General features: G+C 39.5%; 19 protein-coding genes. 3 read left to right on the plus strand and 16 right to left on the minus strand.

The window, feature by feature from the left end; all coding sequences use genetic code 11:
- Nucleotides 1-66: 66 nt before the first annotated feature.
- Genes BMG01_RS02045 through BMG01_RS02075 form a run of 7 tightly spaced genes read right to left on the minus strand, consistent with a single transcriptional unit; the run spans nucleotide 67 to nucleotide 5,401 of the window.
- Nucleotides 67-1,158, minus strand: coding sequence for a SepM family pheromone-processing serine protease (locus BMG01_RS02045; RefSeq protein WP_036067978.1), 1,092 nt, complete (start codon nucleotides 1,156-1,158; stop codon nucleotides 67-69).
- Nucleotides 1,142-1,630 carry a pantetheine-phosphate adenylyltransferase gene (coaD, locus tag BMG01_RS02050; RefSeq protein ID WP_036067981.1) on the minus strand — a complete coding sequence of 163 codons (489 nt, stop codon included), beginning with the start codon at nucleotides 1,628-1,630 and terminating at the stop codon, nucleotides 1,142-1,144. The genes BMG01_RS02045 and coaD overlap by 17 nt, the downstream gene beginning before the upstream one ends.
- A 3-nt stretch (nucleotides 1,631-1,633) precedes the next feature.
- A complete protein-coding gene (rsmD, locus tag BMG01_RS02055; protein WP_036067984.1) occupies nucleotides 1,634-2,188 on the minus strand; it encodes a 16S rRNA (guanine(966)-N(2))-methyltransferase RsmD in 555 nt (184 codons plus the stop codon).
- Nucleotides 2,189-2,194: 6 nt separating this feature from the next.
- On the minus strand, nucleotides 2,195-2,506 hold the full coding sequence (locus tag BMG01_RS02060; RefSeq protein ID WP_036067986.1) for a YlbG family protein: 312 nt from the start codon (nucleotides 2,504-2,506) through the stop codon (nucleotides 2,195-2,197).
- Nucleotides 2,503-3,675: an FtsW/RodA/SpoVE family cell cycle protein gene (locus BMG01_RS02065; protein ID WP_036067989.1), complete on the minus strand. Its 1,173-nt coding sequence runs from the start codon at nucleotides 3,673-3,675 to the stop codon at nucleotides 2,503-2,505. The genes BMG01_RS02060 and BMG01_RS02065 overlap by 4 nt, the downstream gene beginning before the upstream one ends.
- Nucleotides 3,675-4,742 carry a glutamyl aminopeptidase gene (pepA, locus tag BMG01_RS02070; protein WP_036067991.1) on the minus strand — a complete coding sequence of 356 codons (1,068 nt, stop codon included), beginning with the start codon at nucleotides 4,740-4,742 and terminating at the stop codon, nucleotides 3,675-3,677. The genes BMG01_RS02065 and pepA overlap by 1 nt, the downstream gene beginning before the upstream one ends.
- Complete coding sequence (locus BMG01_RS02075) at nucleotides 4,739-5,401, minus strand: 2,3-diphosphoglycerate-dependent phosphoglycerate mutase (protein ID WP_036067995.1); 663 nt, start codon at nucleotides 5,399-5,401, stop codon at nucleotides 4,739-4,741. The genes pepA and BMG01_RS02075 overlap by 4 nt, the downstream gene beginning before the upstream one ends.
- A gap of 225 nt (nucleotides 5,402-5,626) precedes the next feature.
- Here BMG01_RS02075 and BMG01_RS02080 point away from each other — a divergent pair, with 225 nt between their 5' ends.
- Nucleotides 5,627-6,979, plus strand: a complete 1,353-nt coding sequence (locus tag BMG01_RS02080) for an MATE family efflux transporter (protein WP_036067998.1) — start codon at nucleotides 5,627-5,629, stop codon at nucleotides 6,977-6,979.
- A gap of 157 nt (nucleotides 6,980-7,136) precedes the next feature.
- Complete coding sequence (locus BMG01_RS02085; RefSeq protein WP_036068000.1) at nucleotides 7,137-8,444, plus strand: NCS2 family permease; 1,308 nt, start codon at nucleotides 7,137-7,139, stop codon at nucleotides 8,442-8,444.
- Nucleotides 8,445-8,538: 94 nt separating this feature from the next.
- On the opposite strand, the gene recN is transcribed toward BMG01_RS02085, so the two are convergent.
- Genes recN through xseA form a run of 6 tightly spaced genes read right to left on the minus strand, consistent with a single transcriptional unit; the run spans nucleotide 8,539 to nucleotide 13,924 of the window.
- On the minus strand, nucleotides 8,539-10,212 hold the full coding sequence (gene recN / locus BMG01_RS02090) for a DNA repair protein RecN (RefSeq protein WP_036068002.1): 1,674 nt from the start codon (nucleotides 10,210-10,212) through the stop codon (nucleotides 8,539-8,541).
- 35 nt (nucleotides 10,213-10,247) lie between these two features.
- On the minus strand, nucleotides 10,248-10,703 hold the full coding sequence (locus BMG01_RS02095; RefSeq protein WP_036068007.1) for an arginine repressor: 456 nt from the start codon (nucleotides 10,701-10,703) through the stop codon (nucleotides 10,248-10,250).
- A complete protein-coding gene (locus BMG01_RS02100; protein WP_181809845.1) occupies nucleotides 10,696-11,532 on the minus strand; it encodes a TlyA family RNA methyltransferase in 837 nt (278 codons plus the stop codon). Before BMG01_RS02100 ends, BMG01_RS02095 begins: the two co-directional genes overlap by 8 nt.
- Nucleotides 11,529-12,437, minus strand: a complete 909-nt coding sequence (locus tag BMG01_RS02105) for a polyprenyl synthetase family protein (protein WP_036068011.1) — start codon at nucleotides 12,435-12,437, stop codon at nucleotides 11,529-11,531. Before BMG01_RS02105 ends, BMG01_RS02100 begins: the two co-directional genes overlap by 4 nt.
- The gene (locus BMG01_RS02110; RefSeq protein ID WP_036068013.1) at nucleotides 12,430-12,654 is read right to left on the minus strand and encodes an exodeoxyribonuclease VII small subunit; all 225 of its coding nucleotides are present in this window, start codon (nucleotides 12,652-12,654) and stop codon (nucleotides 12,430-12,432) included. The genes BMG01_RS02105 and BMG01_RS02110 overlap by 8 nt, the downstream gene beginning before the upstream one ends.
- Nucleotides 12,647-13,924: an exodeoxyribonuclease VII large subunit gene (gene xseA / locus BMG01_RS02115; protein ID WP_036068015.1), complete on the minus strand. Its 1,278-nt coding sequence runs from the start codon at nucleotides 13,922-13,924 to the stop codon at nucleotides 12,647-12,649. The genes BMG01_RS02110 and xseA overlap by 8 nt, the downstream gene beginning before the upstream one ends.
- A 406-nt stretch (nucleotides 13,925-14,330) precedes the next feature.
- Between xseA and BMG01_RS02120 the strand changes: the two genes are divergently transcribed.
- Complete coding sequence (locus BMG01_RS02120; RefSeq protein WP_036068017.1) at nucleotides 14,331-14,588, plus strand: hypothetical protein; 258 nt, start codon at nucleotides 14,331-14,333, stop codon at nucleotides 14,586-14,588.
- A gap of 6 nt (nucleotides 14,589-14,594) precedes the next feature.
- Here the strand turns inward: BMG01_RS02120 and BMG01_RS02125 are convergent, their stop codons facing one another.
- The 3 genes from BMG01_RS02125 to purR form a co-directional block, all read right to left on the minus strand.
- Nucleotides 14,595-15,083, minus strand: coding sequence for a hypothetical protein (locus tag BMG01_RS02125; RefSeq protein WP_036068019.1), 489 nt, complete (start codon nucleotides 15,081-15,083; stop codon nucleotides 14,595-14,597).
- Nucleotides 15,084-15,249: 166 nt separating this feature from the next.
- Nucleotides 15,250-16,629: a bifunctional UDP-N-acetylglucosamine diphosphorylase/glucosamine-1-phosphate N-acetyltransferase GlmU gene (glmU, locus tag BMG01_RS02130; RefSeq protein WP_036068022.1), complete on the minus strand. Its 1,380-nt coding sequence runs from the start codon at nucleotides 16,627-16,629 to the stop codon at nucleotides 15,250-15,252.
- Nucleotides 16,630-16,636: 7 nt separating this feature from the next.
- Nucleotides 16,637-17,470 (minus strand): pur operon repressor, encoded by an 834-nt coding sequence (gene purR, locus BMG01_RS02135; protein WP_010275630.1) that lies wholly within the window; start codon nucleotides 17,468-17,470, stop codon nucleotides 16,637-16,639.
- Nucleotides 17,471-17,493 lie beyond the last annotated feature (23 nt).

The raw sequence follows: 17,493 nt of genomic DNA on the forward strand, positions 1-17,493 counted from the left end.
TTTATAGTACTAAATCAAAATAAAAAAGCTTAATGAACTTGGTAAACATCCAAGAACACTAAGCTTTTAATTAGTACTGTCTGTTGTTTTGATAATTGTACCTGATTTAAGATAGTTGACAGCATCATCAAATGTTTGAACCGGAATAACTTTCAACTTTGGTGCATACTTTTTCGCTGTATCACGTGCTAACATGTAATTGGTTTTGTGCTGTTCTTCATATTTCAGCAATTCTTTAGTGGGTTTAACGTATGGTGCAAAGAAAACAATTGATCCTGCTGCCTTAGCAGCCATAATTTTCTTATCAATACCGCCAATTTCGCCAACATAACCATTAGCGTTCATTGTACCTGTACCAGAAATATTACGACCGTTCGCCAACTTATCACCTGTCAGCTGATCATAAATTTGTAACGTGAACATAAGACCACCAGATGGTCCACCGATTTGACCAGGATCAACACTCACTTTAGGTGTAGTTGTGACAGCTACGTTGTCAGTTAGGACAATGCCAATACCAGCTCGTCCGTTAGGATATTCTGGTGTCTTGGTACCTGGAAGCTTGATTGTGGTGCCTTTTGCCTGACCACTTTTATCATCACGCGTATATGAAACCGTGACGGTTGTGCCTTTTTTCTTATTAGCCAAATACTTAATAAAACCATCTGAATTTTCATAATGGTGACCATCAATTGCCGTAATCGTGTCACCAACTTTGATCGTTTTTTTGAAATGTGATGTGTCTGATACACTCAAAACATATATACCACGGTATTGCGTAGTAATTGGCTTATTTGCTTTATTGAAAGCAACTTGCTCAGCATTTGCTATCGCACTTTGCATGTAAAAATCCTGAACTTTACTGAAAGTAGCAGAAGATTCACCGCCTGTCACATCCGCTTCACTTGCATATGACAGATGCGGATTAATTTTGGTTTGTAAAAACTTAAAACCATTAGCTTGAGTCAAGAAAACCGACGTAATTCTATATTGTCCTTTGGCTGTATCTTTCTTGCCATCAATGGTCACAAAACGAGACAAATCATCTGCTTCACCTGGTGACTCTATATAACCATTCAATGGCCACACACCGGCAACAATACCAGCTAAAACTAGAACAGAAACGACGGCAACAATTATTTTATTCTTTTTGCGCATTCAGTCGCTCCTTCAAAGCTGCCACAACAACAGGTGGCACAAATTTTGCCATATTTTCGGCACCCATACTCCCAATCTCTTTGACCATTGAGCTGGATATATTTTGGTTTTCTGGCTTAGCTAACAATAGCACTGTTTCGACATCGGCTAAAGCACTATTCACACCTGCAATGTCACGCTCATACTCAAAATCTTTACCATTACGCAGACCACGAACAATATATTTAGCACCAATTTCAGCCATAAATTGTACCGTTAATCCAGACATAATAGCCACTTCAACATTGGGTAAATCTTTGACCGCCTCGGTAATCAAGGCTTTTTTTTCTGCTGGTGTGAACAATGCTGACTTACTAGTATTGTTGCCAACTCCTACGACAACTTTTTCAAATAAATAACTTGCTCTTGTAATGATGTTCAAATGTCCATTCGTTAATGGATCAAAACTACCTGGAAACAGTGCGATACTCATATCTTATCCCTCATATTGATAGATTGTCACGACGGTAATACCATAATGCTTTTGTTGAATAATTCTAAACTTTTTATCTGCTTCTGGCAAGTTGGCCGCATCATTGCTTTCAGCTAAAATAACAGCACCCGTATTAAGTAATCCCATCTCAACCATTTTTGCCATATCAGACGCAATCGTTTCTTTGGCATAAGGTGGATCCAAAAAAACTAAATCAAATTGTTTATTTTCAGTATCAAATTTTGACAGCGCTTGTTGAGCTGGCAATTTTAAGATTGTGAATTGATTTTCATGGTGTGTTTTTTTGACATTGTCAGTCATAATCTTGATAGCCTGATACTGACGGTCAACTAATGTGGCATGTGTCATCCCACGTGATACTGCTTCAATACTTAATCCACCAGTACCAGCATACAGATCTAAAACTTCCCCTTCATCTAGGTAAGGCATCAACATGCTAAACATCGCCTCTTTGACTTTATCTGTTGTGGGTCTTGTTTTATCACCACTAACCGCATCTAGTCGTGTGCCACGAAAATTACCTGAAATTACTCGCATAATTTATCAGTCACGGACTGGTTGTGCGTCATCCGTGATTCCTCCCTCATCATAATTTTCAAAGAAAATATCATCATGCATATCACCTAGTTCAGGATCAATATCTGGCCGTGGTGACGTAACAACATGCTTCACAAATTGGTATTGTTGTAACTTACTGACAACTTCAGTAACATTTTCTTCATTCAAATATAGTCCGACAAAAGACATCTTTCTCGAAACATAGGTAATTTGGCCAAACTTTTTAAGTTGTTGTGCGTGACGTACATGGCTTAAATAAACATAAACAGCACGTCGAGCTTGTATTTGAAATGTCATTGATAATCCTTTCTAGCAACCATATCATTTGGATGAATGTCGATTGCCTTTTTCTGATGGGCAGCAATATTAAGTGTGAGCCCGATAGCTGCACTAAAGGCAATATAAGACGATCCACCACCAGAAATGAAAGGAAAAACCACTCCGGTAATTGGCAAAACACCAATCACACCACCTAAATTAACGAATGCTTGTACAAATAACAGCATTGCCACACCGTAAAGAATCAAACGTTGATACTGATTTTTTTGGCGAATACCCAAGAGAATCAGTCGCGTTACCAATATCAGAATTAACATCAATACAATAACGGTAACAACAGCCCCTAATTCTTCTGTCATCACAGCCATAATAAAGTCGGTGTTTGACTCAGGTAAGTAAGGTTTAATGAGTGAATTACCCAATCCTACGCCAAATAGTCCCCCATGAGCAATAGCATAATAACCATACAAAAGTTGTCGACTTTGATCTGGGTCTGCCCAAGGATTTACGAAATTAATTAGACGCAAAATACTGTAATGCGTGCTACCAGTAAGATGAAATACTTTATTAACAAGATTAATAATTGGTTGCAACAGCGCAAATAGCGCGCTGATAGCAATGAACCAGACAACCATTATTTTCCGAGAAACACCGGACGCTAAGACCATCACAAAAACGATTGCAATCGCAATGAGCATATTACCATTATCCGGCATAAAAAATAACAAAATCAAAGATAGCACAGGTGGCCCCCATATTTTCAGCTGAGCTAACGGCTGACGTGAAATTTTCACCCCTGCTTGCCAAGCCACTCGTGTCAGAATATGGGCACAATATAAAATTAAAATCAGTTTCAGAAATTCAGCCGGTTGTAATGTCATAAAACCTAAAGGAATCCAACCGTGCGCACCATTGACTGCTGGCATGATACGAGCTACGACAAGTAACGCAATAATGCCATACATCAGTATTTTAAGCCACTGTGGTCTACGCCAATTATTAAGATTAAGATGAAATAATGTAAACGCACCAATCCAGCCAATAATAACAAAAACTAATTGCTTATAAAAATTAAGCATTGCTGAATTAGTTAAGCTCGCTGAAAAAACCATCACGACACCTAACGCACTTAAAATACCAAATGGGACAGCAATCCAATAATCTAATTGTCTTAATTTTTTAAACATCAATCGCCCATAATTGTCTTCATGTTAGTTGCATCTAGATTTTGAGCTATTGCAACAACAAACGCTTTAGCTGCTTCAAAATCTTTAATTGACCATACTGTTTGATGTGTGTGAATATATCGTGAGGCGACACCCAAGGCAACTGATGGTATACCGCTTAATTCGCTTTGTGCAGCTGCTGCATCTGTCCCACCTTTAGAAACAAAATACTGATATGGAATGTGATTGTCTTCAGCAGTAGAGAGCAAAAACTCTTTTAACCGCAGTGGCATAACAACTGTTGGATCAAACACCCGTAACAAAGTCCCTTGATCCAATACACCCTGATGTCCCAATGAACCTGCTACATCGTCAGCAGCACTAGAATCAACTGCAAAGAAAATGTCTGGCTTCATCAAATTAACGGCACCGTGGGCGCCTCGCAGGCCAACTTCTTCTTGTACATCTGCGCCCATAATTAATGTGTTTGGTGTCTGAACACTTCTTAAGTCTTCCAAGGCCTCCAAAACTGTTACCACACCAAACCGATTATCCCATGACTTTGACATCACTCGTTTATGATTCGCAGCCATAACTGTCTCAACACGTGGTACGATAAAATCACCTGGGCGGACACCAAACGCTAATGCTTCATTGTCGTCAACAAACCCAGCATCGAATAAAATATCATCAACCGTTGGTAATTGTGGACCATTGGCACTGCCACGCAATAAATGTGGCGATACTGAACTAGAAACAACCGGATATTGTCCCTTGACAGTAAACAGCGTAAAACGTTGAGAACTAATCACTGCTGGATTCCAGCCACCAACTGCAGCAACTTTTAGAGCACCAGATGGCAGGATTTCAGTTACAATGAATCCGACTTCATCTAAATGAGCCGCAAACATAACTCGTGGTCCTTCACCTTTTTTAACACCGTATATGCCGCCCAATCCTTCTTGCGCTATTTCGTCAACCAATGTTGCCAATTCTGCTCGAAACGCTTTTCTAATTGCGTGTTCTTGCCCAGACGTGCCTTGTAATTCTGTATACTTTTTAATTCGTTCCCATGTTGCTGTTTTCATTTGAGATAATGCCTTTCACTAAAATTCGTTTCATATTCATATAATATTGGCTCACCATTACCAATTTCTAAGCCATCAATATCGTCGTCACTAATGTGCTCAATATATTTAATCAGCGCTCGTAAAGTACTACCATGCGCTACCATCAAAACATTTTCACCATTTTTAAGTTGTGGCAATATTTCGGAAGTCCAGTAAGGAATTAAGCGGTCACTAGCCATTTTCAAACTTTCACCGCGAGGTTCGATATTTATTGGATAACGGCGATTCGGACTAACTTTTTCTAATAGTGGCGGAACAGCCGTATAGCTTCGCCGCCATAGAGCAACCTGATTAACACCGTACTTTTCACGCGCAGCGTCTTTGTTAAGTCCACGTAAGGCACCATAATGGCGTTCATTCAAACGCCAAGTTTTGTTAATCGGTACCCACGCCTGCTGCATTTCATCCATGATGATATAAGCTGTAATAATTGCTCGCTGTAAATAAGAAGTATAGACACTATCAAATGTCAAATCATAACGAGACAGAACATGCCCCACTTGATGTGCCTGACGTTTTCCTTTTTCAGTTAGTGGTACATCCGTCCAACCGGTAAATTCATTATCACGATTAGCCGTTGATTCTCCGTGGCGTACCAGCACTAATTTAGCTACCATCCTGAACTCCTTTTTATGCGCTTTCTATATTATAACGTTTTTAAGTTGACGTCGCTACACAGCTATCCATATTACCAAGCTCAACCTTTGATATTATATCTATTTTTAATGTAAAATAAACACTGTTAAAAATTAAAAAACAACGTGCAAAATGCTAGCTAATAAACAATGATTCCGTTAGAATAGATATTCAGAACATATATCAATTTTTTGGAGTGATTTAGAATGAGAGATCTAACACAGGGCTCACCAGCTAAACAAATTTTATTTTTTACAATTCCTTTGGTTATTGGAAATCTGTTTCAACAACTCTATAATTTTTCTGACACACTAATTGTTGGTCAAACACTTGGTGTTAAAGCCTTAGCCGCCGTTGGTGCCACTGGCTCAATCATGTTTTTAATATTAGGATTCGTACAAGGATTCACAGCTGGTTTATCAATTATTACAGCACAACGCTATGGGGCTCGTGATATTGCTGGCGTTCGAAAAAGCATGGCATCAACTTTACTAGTTTCAGGTATTACAACTGTGGTAGTGACTATTACTAGTTTGGTGATTGTTTATCCCTTACTCAAGTTAATGCAAACGCCTGCAGAAATTTTGAACCAAGCTTTTGTTTTTGTTGCTATTATTTTGGCAGGTATTTTTGCCACAATGGGCTATAACGTTACTGCCAACGCATTGCGCGCTGTCGGCGACTCGCGTTCCCCTCTCATCTATCTAATTATTGGCATGGTTGCTAACATTATTTTAGAATTGTGGTTTATTTTGGGGCTTAAATTAGGTGTCGGTGGCGCAGCACTAGCTACCGTTTTAGCACAATTAATTTCTACGGTATTTAGCTTTTGGCATATCTATAAGTACTCACCACTACTACAAGTTACACGCTCTGATCTCAAGTGGGACAGTAAAGATATTCGTATTCATCTTCATGCAGGATTGCCCATGGGCTTTCAAAGTTCCATCATTGCAATTGGCGCGCTCGTACTACAAGGTGCTCTCAATACTTTGGGAACAGATGCTGTTGCCGCAACAACTGCCGCACAGCGCATTGATCAAGTAGCCACGCTGCCGCTCATGTCTTTTGGTATTACAATGGCAACTTTTGCAGCTCAAAATTACGGCGCTAGACAGTTTGACCGTATTTTAATTGGTGTTAAACAAGCTTTAGTCATGAGTATGGGATTTGGTCTGTTCATGGGTATCATTGAAATTCTATTTGGTGATCTCGCAGTAATGTTGTTTGTTGGTTCAGGGCAACATGAAGTTTTGAACTTAGCGCAACAATATTTCTGGGCAAATGGTGCCTTTTATTACATCCTCTCGGCTTTATTTATTATCCGCTATGTATTGCAAGGCCTGAACGATGCAAAAACTCCCACCTACGCTGGTATTGCAGAATTAATTATGCGCACCGTAGCCGCCGTTGTTCTAGTAGGACCATTTGGCTTCTTTGGTGCTAGTCTCGCAAACGTTTTGGCTTGGGTGGGTTCACTGGTCGTTATGATTCCAGCCTATCGCAAAATCGTTAAAAATTTAAAGCAACAAACAAAAATCATCATTTCCGAACAATAAATTGACAACATTCGTTTTAAAAGCGCTTTCATTTGTTTTCTATTTAGAATGTTGCGATTTTTTTATTATTTCATGGTCTTTTACACTTTAATTGTGCGCTAATGACTGCTAGAATAAGACAGTACGTTTTACGTAACTAATTATTTGGGAGGCAATCATGTCAACGATTGCACATTATTTCAAGTTTGATGAACTCAATACGAATTTCCGTACTGAATTCATCGCAGGTCTCACTACTTTTGCGTCCATGGCCTATATTTTATTCGTCAACCCCACTGTTTTGGGGGCTGCAGGTATGGATAAAGGCGCAGTTTTCACAGCTACTGCTATTGCGTCAGCCGTGGCAACTATTTTCATGGGTGTTGTTGCACTTTATACAATTGCAATAGCACCCGGGTTAGGTGTCAATGCCTTCTTTGCTTATTCAGTTGTAATTGGTATGGGCATTAAATGGCAAACTGCAATGGCAGGTGTCTTTGTTGCAGCAATCATCTTTGTTATTTTGACATTATTCAAGATTCGCGAGAAAATTATTAATATTATTCCCAAAAACCTAAAATTAGCCATTGCCTCTGGTATTGGACTGTTCATTGCCTTTATTGGTTTACATGATGCTGGATTAATCGTTGCCAATAAAGATACTATGGTTGCTTTAGGCCATTTGACCGCACCTACATCATTGCTATCAATTTTTGGCATCATTGTTACTTTTGTCTTAATGAGTCGCAAAACACCTGCGGCAATTTTCTTTGGTATGATTATAACTTCAATTGCAGGTATTTTAACTGGCTTAATCAAATTACCATCAGCTATTATCTCACCAGCACCATCTTTGGCACCAACTTTTGGTGAAGGTGTCATGCATATTGGTGATATCAATTCAATTCAGTTAATTACTGTCGTCATCACTTTTCTACTCGTGACATTTTTCGACACAGCCGGCACAATGATTGGTTTAGCAACGCAAGCCGGCTTTATGGAAAATAACAAAATGCCTCGCGTTGGTCGTGCTTTAATGGCGGATGCCGTTGGTATGACGGTGGGTGCAGTCATTGGGACCTCACCTACCTCAGCATATGTTGAATCGTCTGCCGGAATTGCCGTAGGCGGTCGATCAGGTTTAACATCTGTATTTACAGGCATATTTTTCTTGTTTGCATTGCTATTTTCGCCATTGCTTTCTGTGGTCACTTCACAAGTCACTGCGCCAGCCTTGGTTGTTGTCGGTGTGTTAATGGCTGAAAATTTGAGAGAAATTGATTGGGAAGACTTAGCGATTGCTGCACCAGCATTTCTGATTGTCATTGGTATGCCACTGACTTACTCGATTTCAGATGGTATTGCACTAGGATTTATCTTATACCCTATTACAATGATCGCAACTGGTCGTGCTAAGAAAGTTCACCCACTAATGTACATTTTAGCAGTCATTTTCATTGCTTTCCTACTTATTATTGCTAGTTAACAACGATTTAAAAGACCACCCTGTTAGATGAATAGATCTAACAGGGTGGTCTTTTTTCATATTTTATTTTCAATTCATGTGACAGCTACCAAAATTAATTTGAGATTTTCTCTCGTAAGTCGCGCGCATTAGCCAAGGCAGTATCAGTCACGTTATCTCCCGATAGCATCATTGCGATGGCATGTATACGTCCCTCTTCATCGAGCGGTGTCACCTGTGTAATCGTGCGATTTTGTTCTGTTGTTTTTGCAATCAAAAAATGGTGAGTTGCAGCCGCTGCTACCTGTGGCAAATGGGTAATTGCTAACACTTGTGAACCTTGAGCAATTGTTTGCATTTTCTTGGCAATGGCTTGTGCAACACGACCAGAAACACCGGTATCAGCTTCGTCAAATACAATCGAAACAATTCGCTGTTGTTTTGTAAATGTTGTTTTCAACGCTAGCATTAACCGCGCAGCTTCACCACCAGATGCAATTTTGACCAGTGGTGCCATGCCTTCGCCTTTATTGGTTTGAACATAAAAAGCAACCTTGTCACTCCCAGAGGCAATAAAACCTTCAATCGGCTCAAAATGAACCGCAAATTCTGCCCCATTCATTAATAAATCTTGTAACTGTTGGTTGACATCATGCTCTAATCGACGGGCTGTTTGCTGACGAACTTCGTGAAGCTTTATTGCCTTCTGTCTTAAGACCTGGCGCAAATCATTTTGTTTAATCTGCAATTGTTCCACATTGTAACCGTCATCGTTCACAACACTTAGTTCTTGTTCAATTTTATCTTGAAATGCTAACACATCACTGACAGTAGCACCATATTTACGCTCAAGTGTGTGAATGAGTTGCAAACGATCATCTATCCGAATTAATTCAGACTCATCATAAGTTAAATCATTAAATTGTTCTGTCACATCTCGTGCAACTTCTTGTGCAGTATAATAAGCATCTGAAATAGTTTCAGATAGCTCTGCATAGACAGCATCATATGCCGAAATAGCCTGTAACTGTTGCATTGCTTCCGCCAATAAATCAACTGCACCACCTTGTTCGTCATTAAGTGCAGTTTGAACATTTTGTAAATGATCGGCTATTTTTTTGAAATTGTTCAATTTACCTCGTGAATCAAGTAATTGATTTTCTTCATCAGGTTGTAGATTTGCTTCATGGAGTTCATCTTGTTGAAATTTTAATAAATCGAGTCGTTGTGTAATTTCACGCTGTGATGATTGTATTTTTCGAATACGCGTCGTAATTGTTCTGAACTCCTGAAAAGTGTGGCCATAATCTGATCGTACTTGAGACAATTTTTCGCCGCCAAATGCATCCAATAATGGCAAATGTTCATCTTGATTGAGCAACTGTTGTGTATCATTTTGACCTTGGATATCAACTAAAAAGCTACCAATCATTGCCAATGTTTTTAAGTTGACAAGAACACTGTTAACGCGAATCGTGCTACGACCATTTTGCGTTAATTCTCGATAAATAATTAATTCATTATCATCAAAATCAATGCCCGCTTCAGTCAATAGTTTGTATAGCTGTTCGTTATTTGGCAAGCTAAATACAGCTTGTAAGGTGGCTTTTTTACTTCCATGTCTCACCATCTCAGAGCTTGCTCGGCCACCGGTTAGCATTGACAGCGCATCAATAATAATTGATTTTCCGGCGCCTGTTTCGCCGGTCAAAACACTCATACCAGTCTCAAACTGTAATTCAATTTTTTCTATAATGGCAAAATTTTCAATAATAAGATCTTCTAGCATAAGTTAATTTGTATCGATGATACATTTCCTTTCTACTATTTTTCTAATAATTTTTGAACCATGCTGGTAACTTGGATTGATGGCACCCCGTCCTTTAATAATACGAGGACAGAACCATCATCGCTTAAAGTTCCAAATATTTCTGGAAACTGAACCTGTTCAAATAAATTGGCTACCAACTGGCCATTTCCGGGTTGTACTTTTATCATGACCATGCCACGCTGCGCACTTTGGCTTAAAAAAGCTTGTTGTAGTATACGACGTAATCGTTGCAAATGAGGACGATCATCTTGTTTCGGCAAGTGATATAAAAAACCACCATGTGAATTTGGCACCTTAATCAACCCTAATTCATTAATATCACGCGAAATAGTCGCTTGTGTGACCATTTCTCCTAACGTTTCAAAGTGAGCAACAATATCCTCTTGACGACCGATAGCATGTTCTTGAATGAGTTGAACCAATGCTTTTTGGCGAGCTTTTTTATTCATTGGCATCTCCTGTGTGATTTAGCTGTTGGTAGGTTGATGTCAACAGTTGATCAACATCAATATCATCAGCTATCTTTGGGTCTTCTACGCGTTGTAATACAGCTAAAAACTCGATATTTCCCTGACCACCCTTAATTGGTGAAAAAGTCAATTGTTCAACTGCAAATCCTTCACGCACCATCATGTTAATTGTCTGATTTAACACTTCGCGATGAACTGCTGGGTCCTTGATAATACCATTTTTGCCCACGTGCTCACGGCCAGCCTCAAATTGCGGTTTAATGAGTGCGACAACATGACCGTTCTTCGCAATAATGTCAGCAAGAGGTGGTAAAATGAGTCCCAACGAAATAAAGGAAACGTCAATTGTAGCAAAAGTTGGTTGCCCAAATGTAAAATCAGTTAGTTTGGCATAACGAAAGTTGGTATTCTCCATTACTTTAACACGCGCATCACGACGTAATTTCCACACCAACTGATTTGTACCAACGTCCAAAGCATAAACTAATTTAGCGCCATTTTGCAACGCAACATCCGTGAAACCACCAGTTGATGAACCGATATCCAATACAATCTTATCTTTTACAGATAATTCATAGGTGTTCAAAGCTTTTTCTAATTTTAGACCACCTCGGGATACATACTTGAGTTTCTCACCCTTAAAATGTAATTCAGTTGTCACTGGTATTTTTTGTCCAGCTTTATCTAAACGTTCTTCATTTTCGCCAAGAATTTCGCCAGCCATAACAGCACGCTTTGCCTGTTCGCGCGACTCAAAGAGGCCTTGTTGGACTAATAATACATCGACACGTTCTTTATCAACACTCATGATTTATCTCCAATAAAAGTGATTAATTCTGATAACAACTCTGGGTGAAAACGATGATTCTCCCGTGCAATGTCATTCAAAATCGTCTGGGCATCATTCAGATAATTATCGCGTATTCTCTCAGCTGCGTTAACACCTACTAGATGTGGTAACGCATTGACTGATTCAGTTGTATCTTGCTGAAAATCATCCAGATCATCCTGAATTTGAAAGGCCAATCCAAGCTTTTCTCCAAAGTCAGCTATTTTCGTTACTAAGTCAGGATTAAAAGTCTCATCATTTGCGCTACCTTTAACCAAAAGCGCGCCTGCTTGCGCAGCGTAACGCAATAAAGCCGCGGTTTTAGGTTGATAAATTAATGATAATAGACTTTCTTGGTCAAAATCACTCTCAGCACCATCATGATTTTGCATATCATGTATTTGGCCAAGCACCATACCATCTGCCCCTGCCGCTTCCGATAAATACTGCGTAATTGACACAATTGACGCCATCGTGGGTGCGCCAGACACTGTCAACGCCCGCGGAATGACGCTGAATGCACCTGTTAACAAAGCATCCCCTACCAAAATAGCATTTGCCTCGCCATACAAGGCATGCACACTAGGTTTACCTCGTCTTATCAAATCATTATCCATTGCCGGTAGATCATCATGCACTAATGAATATGAGTGAACCCATTCCACTGCCGTCGCAATTTTGAGTTGGCTAGGTGTTATCAATTGTTCAAAGCTATCTATAACAATCAAGGTTATTAATGGTCTCAAACGTTTGCCACCATTCAACACAGCATATTTCATCATCGCAACTAAATCATCATCTGAGCTAGCTTGAGATAAGTCATTTTCCAGTTGCGCATTAATTTTTGGCAACCATTCATTTTGAAATCCCTTTAAATTAGTCATTTGTTAATTCCAAATCCGATAATTCCCCATTATCATCCATTACTTTAGCTAATGTTTCTTCAGCATTTTTTAGCGTTTTTTGCAAATCTTTAACCAAACCAACACCAGTTTGAAAATCAACCAAGGCAGTTTCTAATGGTCGATCACCTTTTTCTAGTTGACTTACGATTGTTTCTAATTGTTGTAATTTTTCTTCAAATGTCAATTGTTCACTCATGTTTTACTCCTGTTATATTTGCAACTACACTACCGTCAGCAAAGCGTACATTGATTTCATCGTTTTTATCTAATAACGTTACACTCCGAACTACTTTTTCATTTTGAGTCACAATCGTATAACCACGCGTCAAAATTTTCAATGGGCTTACAAGATCTAACTTGGCACTCAATAGCTGCAACCTTTCTTGGGCCGGTTGCAATAAATGTTTTTGAAGTTGTTGCTGTCTTTGCACAATCGTGGTGTAGTCGTGTTGTGCATTAGTTAGTCGTTGATGCGTGAGTCGCACTAATGACCTAGCTGCTTGATCGACACGTTGATTATATCCTGTATATAATCGATCTGGTTGTTTGAAAAGGACATGATCAGTCATCCTAGTTAAACGTTGCTTTTGGGTGGTGATGATTTGCTGTATTCTTGTCAACTGGCGTACTTGTAATTCTTGTAATCGAGATTGTATTTGTGCAAGTGTAATGGGCGTTGATAGTTCAGCCGCCGCTGTCGGTGTTGCCGCACGGCGATCTGCCACAAAGTCAGCCAGCGTATTATCTGTCTCGTGTCCAACAGAACTAATAACTGGTGTTTTAAGTGCGGCAATAGTACGTGCTAGCTGTTCATCATTAAAGGCCCACAAATCCTCAATGGAACCACCACCACGACCCACAATAATAGTGTCAAATGCCATATCATCAATTCTGTTAAGCTGCCGAATAATTGTTGGCGCAGCTTTATCTCCCTGCACTACTGCTGGAAATAAAATAACTTGTGCTGTGGGAAATCGACGTTGTACTGTACGGGCAATGTCTTCAATAACTGCACCAGTCGGTGATGTGACGACTGCTATTTTTTTAGGAAATAATGGAATATCTTTTTTAGGTAAATCAAATAATCCTTCTGCCTGCAATCGTTTCTTCAATTGTTCATAGGCTAAAAATAATTCTCCCACACCGTCTGGTGACATTGACTCCAAAATTAAGGAATACGAACCACGTGGTTCATAAAGTTCCACACGACCCACAGCGTTAATTTTCATGCCCTCTTCAGGCTGAAATTTGATTCGCTTCTGATAACCAAACATGGAAGCACTGATGACCGCATTCCCCTCAGAATCTTTGATTGAGAAATAGAGATGCGGGCCACGTCGTCGTCCCATGTTGGAAATCTCACCTGTAACATAGACTTTTGCGAGATAAGGATCCGCATCAAACTTGCGTTTTAAATACGCAGAAAGCGCTGCTACTGTTAAATATTTATTATTTGTTTCTGACATGGTACCTCTCGATTGTGCATAGTGATTATATATAATAATTATACCTGAAAAAATGCATAAAAAAACAACTAACCTGAAGGCTAGTTGTTTAGTTTGGCATGCCAGATGCGCTCTGACGGGCGATTACTAGTTGTCACACTAATAATAAAGTCGCGTCACCTCAGTGTTAACACTGTTAGTCATGGTGAGATGAGATAGTTCCACAACACACTCATCATCTGCATCTATACGAGATTTGTGACTTAACACGGCAGACCGCCTTCGGCGCTAATTCTTCAAGCGCTTCGACTCATCGCATAATTCAATGATACCAAATATGTTCATGATAGTCAACTTAAGATGATCATCTTAAGTCCTTAATGCTGCAATATTTACAGTTAGTTATGAAATCGTTATACTTATAGGCATGATAAAAATAACTAAAATAACGCAACATTTCATCCACCATCACATTGCACCTAAAAACACTAGTTTAGATGATTTGTTCGTTTCAAATACTGATTTCAAAGACAAAAAAGCATTAGCTGCTTATGTGATTGAGACATACAGCCTTGGGCAACTTATCAGTGTAAAATTTAATGTTGCCGATCATATTCTCGACTTTACTTATCGTCACAATGAGCAAACTGGACGAGTTGTGGCTGAAGTCGCCATAGTGGACTGACACCGTTTATATTTCAACATCAGCTTGGGCTTCTGTTTCTGCAGATGCTTGCTCTGAGACAATATGTGCTAACTGTTCATCAAACCAACTTGCAATCTTTGCCTGTGCACTGTCAGTATCATCCTCATAAGTTGAAACCGAACTCACTAACGCAATTTTCAGTTTTGACTGACTAACAAATGGATTTTCAGCAATCATGTATAGATTAACACCAAGTGCTTCACTGTCTGGCAAAATCATTTTTCGTAACTGATTTTGATAACGCAAAGGTAAGTTGATAACATTTGTTTCAACACTTAGTGTTGTCCCAGCTGCTTCGATCCCGCCATTAATGTTAAGTGTAATTTGCATAAAGTTTTCATCAGCTACATGCTGAGCTAACTCGCTCATAAGCTCATCAATTGGCACAGTTTGTCCATCTTCGACAGTTATTGATTTGTTATAAAATGTTGCATCAGCAATGTTAGCCAACGCACGTTCACCTGTTATTTGCATAAAATTTCCTCATGTATAATATTAACATATCTACTCAATTTACTGATTAAAATTCATTTTATGTCAAAACGAGATACTTCAATTATCTTCATGTATTACCTAATAATCACAAAAGTTTATATTTTGAGGGAGTATTTCAAATAAAAAAGAGCTCATGAGCTCTTTTTTATTGTTTGTGTGGCATGCGTGCCCAAAAATCAGCTTTATTCGTCTGCCTTTCACGCGCAATAGCCATTGCATGTTTTGGGACATCTTCTGTAATTGTTGAACCCGCTGCAGTAATCGCCTCATCGGCTATCGTTACAGGCGCTACTATTTTTGTGTTTGATCCAATAAATGCATGATTTCCCACTGACGTGTAGAACTTATTGACACCATCATAGTTGACAAAAACTGTTCCTGCACCAATGTTGACATCTTCACCAACTGTGGCATTGCCAATATACGTTAAATGACCGGACTTTGTACCGCGTCCTAATTTAGCATCTTTCACTTCAACGAAGTTACCGACATGAACATTGTCAGCCAAATCAGCTTGTGGTCTTAAATGAGCGTATGGCCCAATAGTAACACCATTTGCCAATCGCGCTGATTCCAAATGAGAGGCAGTAATGACATTACTGTCACCAGTAATGCTATTTTCAATTCGTGACCCTTGGGTAATTAGGTTCCGCGTTCCAATAACTGTGTCTCCTAGAATTGTCACGCCACCCTCTATCACTGTATCTGCAGCAATTTTCACTGTTTTATCAATGTAAGTACTCGTAGGATCAATTAATTCAACACCTGTAACCATTAAATCATGATTAATACGGTCATGCATAATTTGATTAGCAGAAGCTAAAGCGACACGATCATTCACACCCAATGACTCTGTAAAATCATGTAAAGTGTGTGCGCCGATTTGCTGACCATCATGTCGCAAAATGTCTAATGTGTCTGGTAAATAATATTCCCCTTGGGCGTTATTATTTTTTACTTTTGACAAAGCATCAAACAATAATTGATTGTTAAAAACATAAACACCAGTGTTAATTTCTTTAATATGTCGTTCTGTTACACTGGCATCTTTTTGTTCAACAATTTTAACAACAGTATTGTCATCACCACGCACGATTCGGCCGTAGCCAGTTGGATCATCTGCAATTGCCGTCAATACGGTCACGGCATTATTGCTATGCTGATGCTCGACGACCAATTCTGAGAGCGTTTCGCGACGAAACAGCGGTGTATCACCTGACATAATTAATGTCACACCGTCACTATCTCTTAATTCTGTTTGTGCTTGTTGCACTGCGTGACCCGTACCCAATTGCTCCGTTTGCAAAACAAATTTACTACGATTACCAACATGTTCTTGCACGCGCTGCGCACCGACACCAATTACTGTTATTAATTGACTAGCATGCAGTCCTGAGACAGACTCAAGTACCCAATCAATCATCGTCTGTCCTGCCACCCGATGCAATACTTTGGGCGTGGTAGATTTCATACGTGAACCTTGTCCAGCAGCTAGTATTAGTACATTAATCTCATCTTTACTCATGTTCAAATTAATCCTTATGACTATAGATTTCTTCTAAATAGTTACCCGCCGTTACTAGAATTGGGTCGCCATTTTTTAGATTAGTATCAACATGCAATAATGACGTAAAATGATCTAACAATCTTGTAGTTGAGCGACCTTCAGCAAAAACAGCTGTACCAACAACTGTGCCGTCGAATTCTCCGACCAATGTCTGCATCCCTTGAATTGTTCCACCGGCTTTCATGAAGTCATCAACCACCAAAACACGCGAACCAGTTCTGAGCGAGCGACGAGATAATTCCATTTTTTCAACCCGCTTTGAAGAACCAGTCAAATAATTAACAGAAACTGTTGGTCCTTCCGTAACTTTGGCATCATCACGCACAATCACAAATGGTACATTAAGCTGTTCAGCAACCGCTTGAGCTAGTGGCACACCCTTTGTGGCTGCTGTCATAACAGCATCAATATCATCGCGAAGATACTGTGTCGCAATCAAACGACCAGCTTGACGTAGAATGTCTGGTCTTCCCAACAAATCAGACAAATACACATACCCACCAGGCAAAACACGTGTTTCATCGTTGACCAATTGTCTTATTTCTTCAATAAATGTTTTAGCTTCTGCTTCAGACATTGAAGGCACAAAACGTGCTCCTCCGGCAGCACCAGGCACTGTTTCAAGCAAACCAGTGCCTCGCTCTTGAAAAGTCCTTTTAAGAATGGATAAATCCTCAGAAATAGATGACTTAGCAGATTCATAGCGTTTAGCAAAATAAGATAGTGAGATTAGCTTGCGTGGGCGCTCAAGCATGTAGCGCGCCATATCGACCAAACGATCTGAGCGACGTGTTTTCATAATATGTGACGGACTCAAGTACT

The organism is Leuconostoc sp. BM2 (genome assembly GCF_002095565.1).
In the GTDB taxonomy this organism is placed as follows: domain Bacteria; phylum Bacillota; class Bacilli; order Lactobacillales; family Lactobacillaceae; genus Leuconostoc; species Leuconostoc falkenbergense.

What these genes read in the sequence shown, in the direction of transcription:
- BMG01_RS02110 (WP_036068013.1), bottom strand. Translation starts at nt 12,654, where the DNA reads ATGAGTGAACAATTGACATTTGAAGAAAAATTACAACAATTAGAAACA.
- recN (WP_036068002.1), bottom strand. Translation starts at nt 10,212, where the DNA reads ATGCTAGAAGATCTTATTATTGAAAATTTTGCCATTATAGAAAAAATT.
- pepA (WP_036067991.1), bottom strand. Translation starts at nt 4,742, where the DNA reads ATGAAAACAGCAACATGGGAACGAATTAAAAAGTATACAGAATTACAA.
- BMG01_RS02105 (WP_036068011.1), bottom strand. Translation starts at nt 12,437, where the DNA reads ATGACTAATTTAAAGGGATTTCAAAATGAATGGTTGCCAAAAATTAAT.
- coaD (WP_036067981.1), bottom strand. Translation starts at nt 1,630, where the DNA reads ATGAGTATCGCACTGTTTCCAGGTAGTTTTGATCCATTAACGAATGGA.
- BMG01_RS02120 (WP_036068017.1), top strand. Translation starts at nt 14,331, where the DNA reads ATGATAAAAATAACTAAAATAACGCAACATTTCATCCACCATCACATT.
- purR (WP_010275630.1), bottom strand. Translation starts at nt 17,470, where the DNA reads ATGAAAACACGTCGCTCAGATCGTTTGGTCGATATGGCGCGCTACATG.
- BMG01_RS02065 (WP_036067989.1), bottom strand. Translation starts at nt 3,675, where the DNA reads ATGTTTAAAAAATTAAGACAATTAGATTATTGGATTGCTGTCCCATTT.
- xseA (WP_036068015.1), bottom strand. Translation starts at nt 13,924, where the DNA reads ATGTCAGAAACAAATAATAAATATTTAACAGTAGCAGCGCTTTCTGCG.
- BMG01_RS02075 (WP_036067995.1), bottom strand. Translation starts at nt 5,401, where the DNA reads ATGGTAGCTAAATTAGTGCTGGTACGCCACGGAGAATCAACGGCTAAT.
- BMG01_RS02060 (WP_036067986.1), bottom strand. Translation starts at nt 2,506, where the DNA reads ATGACATTTCAAATACAAGCTCGACGTGCTGTTTATGTTTATTTAAGC.
- glmU (WP_036068022.1), bottom strand. Translation starts at nt 16,629, where the DNA reads ATGAGTAAAGATGAGATTAATGTACTAATACTAGCTGCTGGACAAGGT.
- BMG01_RS02100 (WP_181809845.1), bottom strand. Translation starts at nt 11,532, where the DNA reads ATGAGTGTTGATAAAGAACGTGTCGATGTATTATTAGTCCAACAAGGC.
- BMG01_RS02125 (WP_036068019.1), bottom strand. Translation starts at nt 15,083, where the DNA reads ATGCAAATAACAGGTGAACGTGCGTTGGCTAACATTGCTGATGCAACA.
- rsmD (WP_036067984.1), bottom strand. Translation starts at nt 2,188, where the DNA reads ATGCGAGTAATTTCAGGTAATTTTCGTGGCACACGACTAGATGCGGTT.
- BMG01_RS02080 (WP_036067998.1), top strand. Translation starts at nt 5,627, where the DNA reads ATGAGAGATCTAACACAGGGCTCACCAGCTAAACAAATTTTATTTTTT.
- BMG01_RS02095 (WP_036068007.1), bottom strand. Translation starts at nt 10,703, where the DNA reads ATGAATAAAAAAGCTCGCCAAAAAGCATTGGTTCAACTCATTCAAGAA.
- BMG01_RS02085 (WP_036068000.1), top strand. Translation starts at nt 7,137, where the DNA reads ATGTCAACGATTGCACATTATTTCAAGTTTGATGAACTCAATACGAAT.
- BMG01_RS02045 (WP_036067978.1), bottom strand. Translation starts at nt 1,158, where the DNA reads ATGCGCAAAAAGAATAAAATAATTGTTGCCGTCGTTTCTGTTCTAGTT.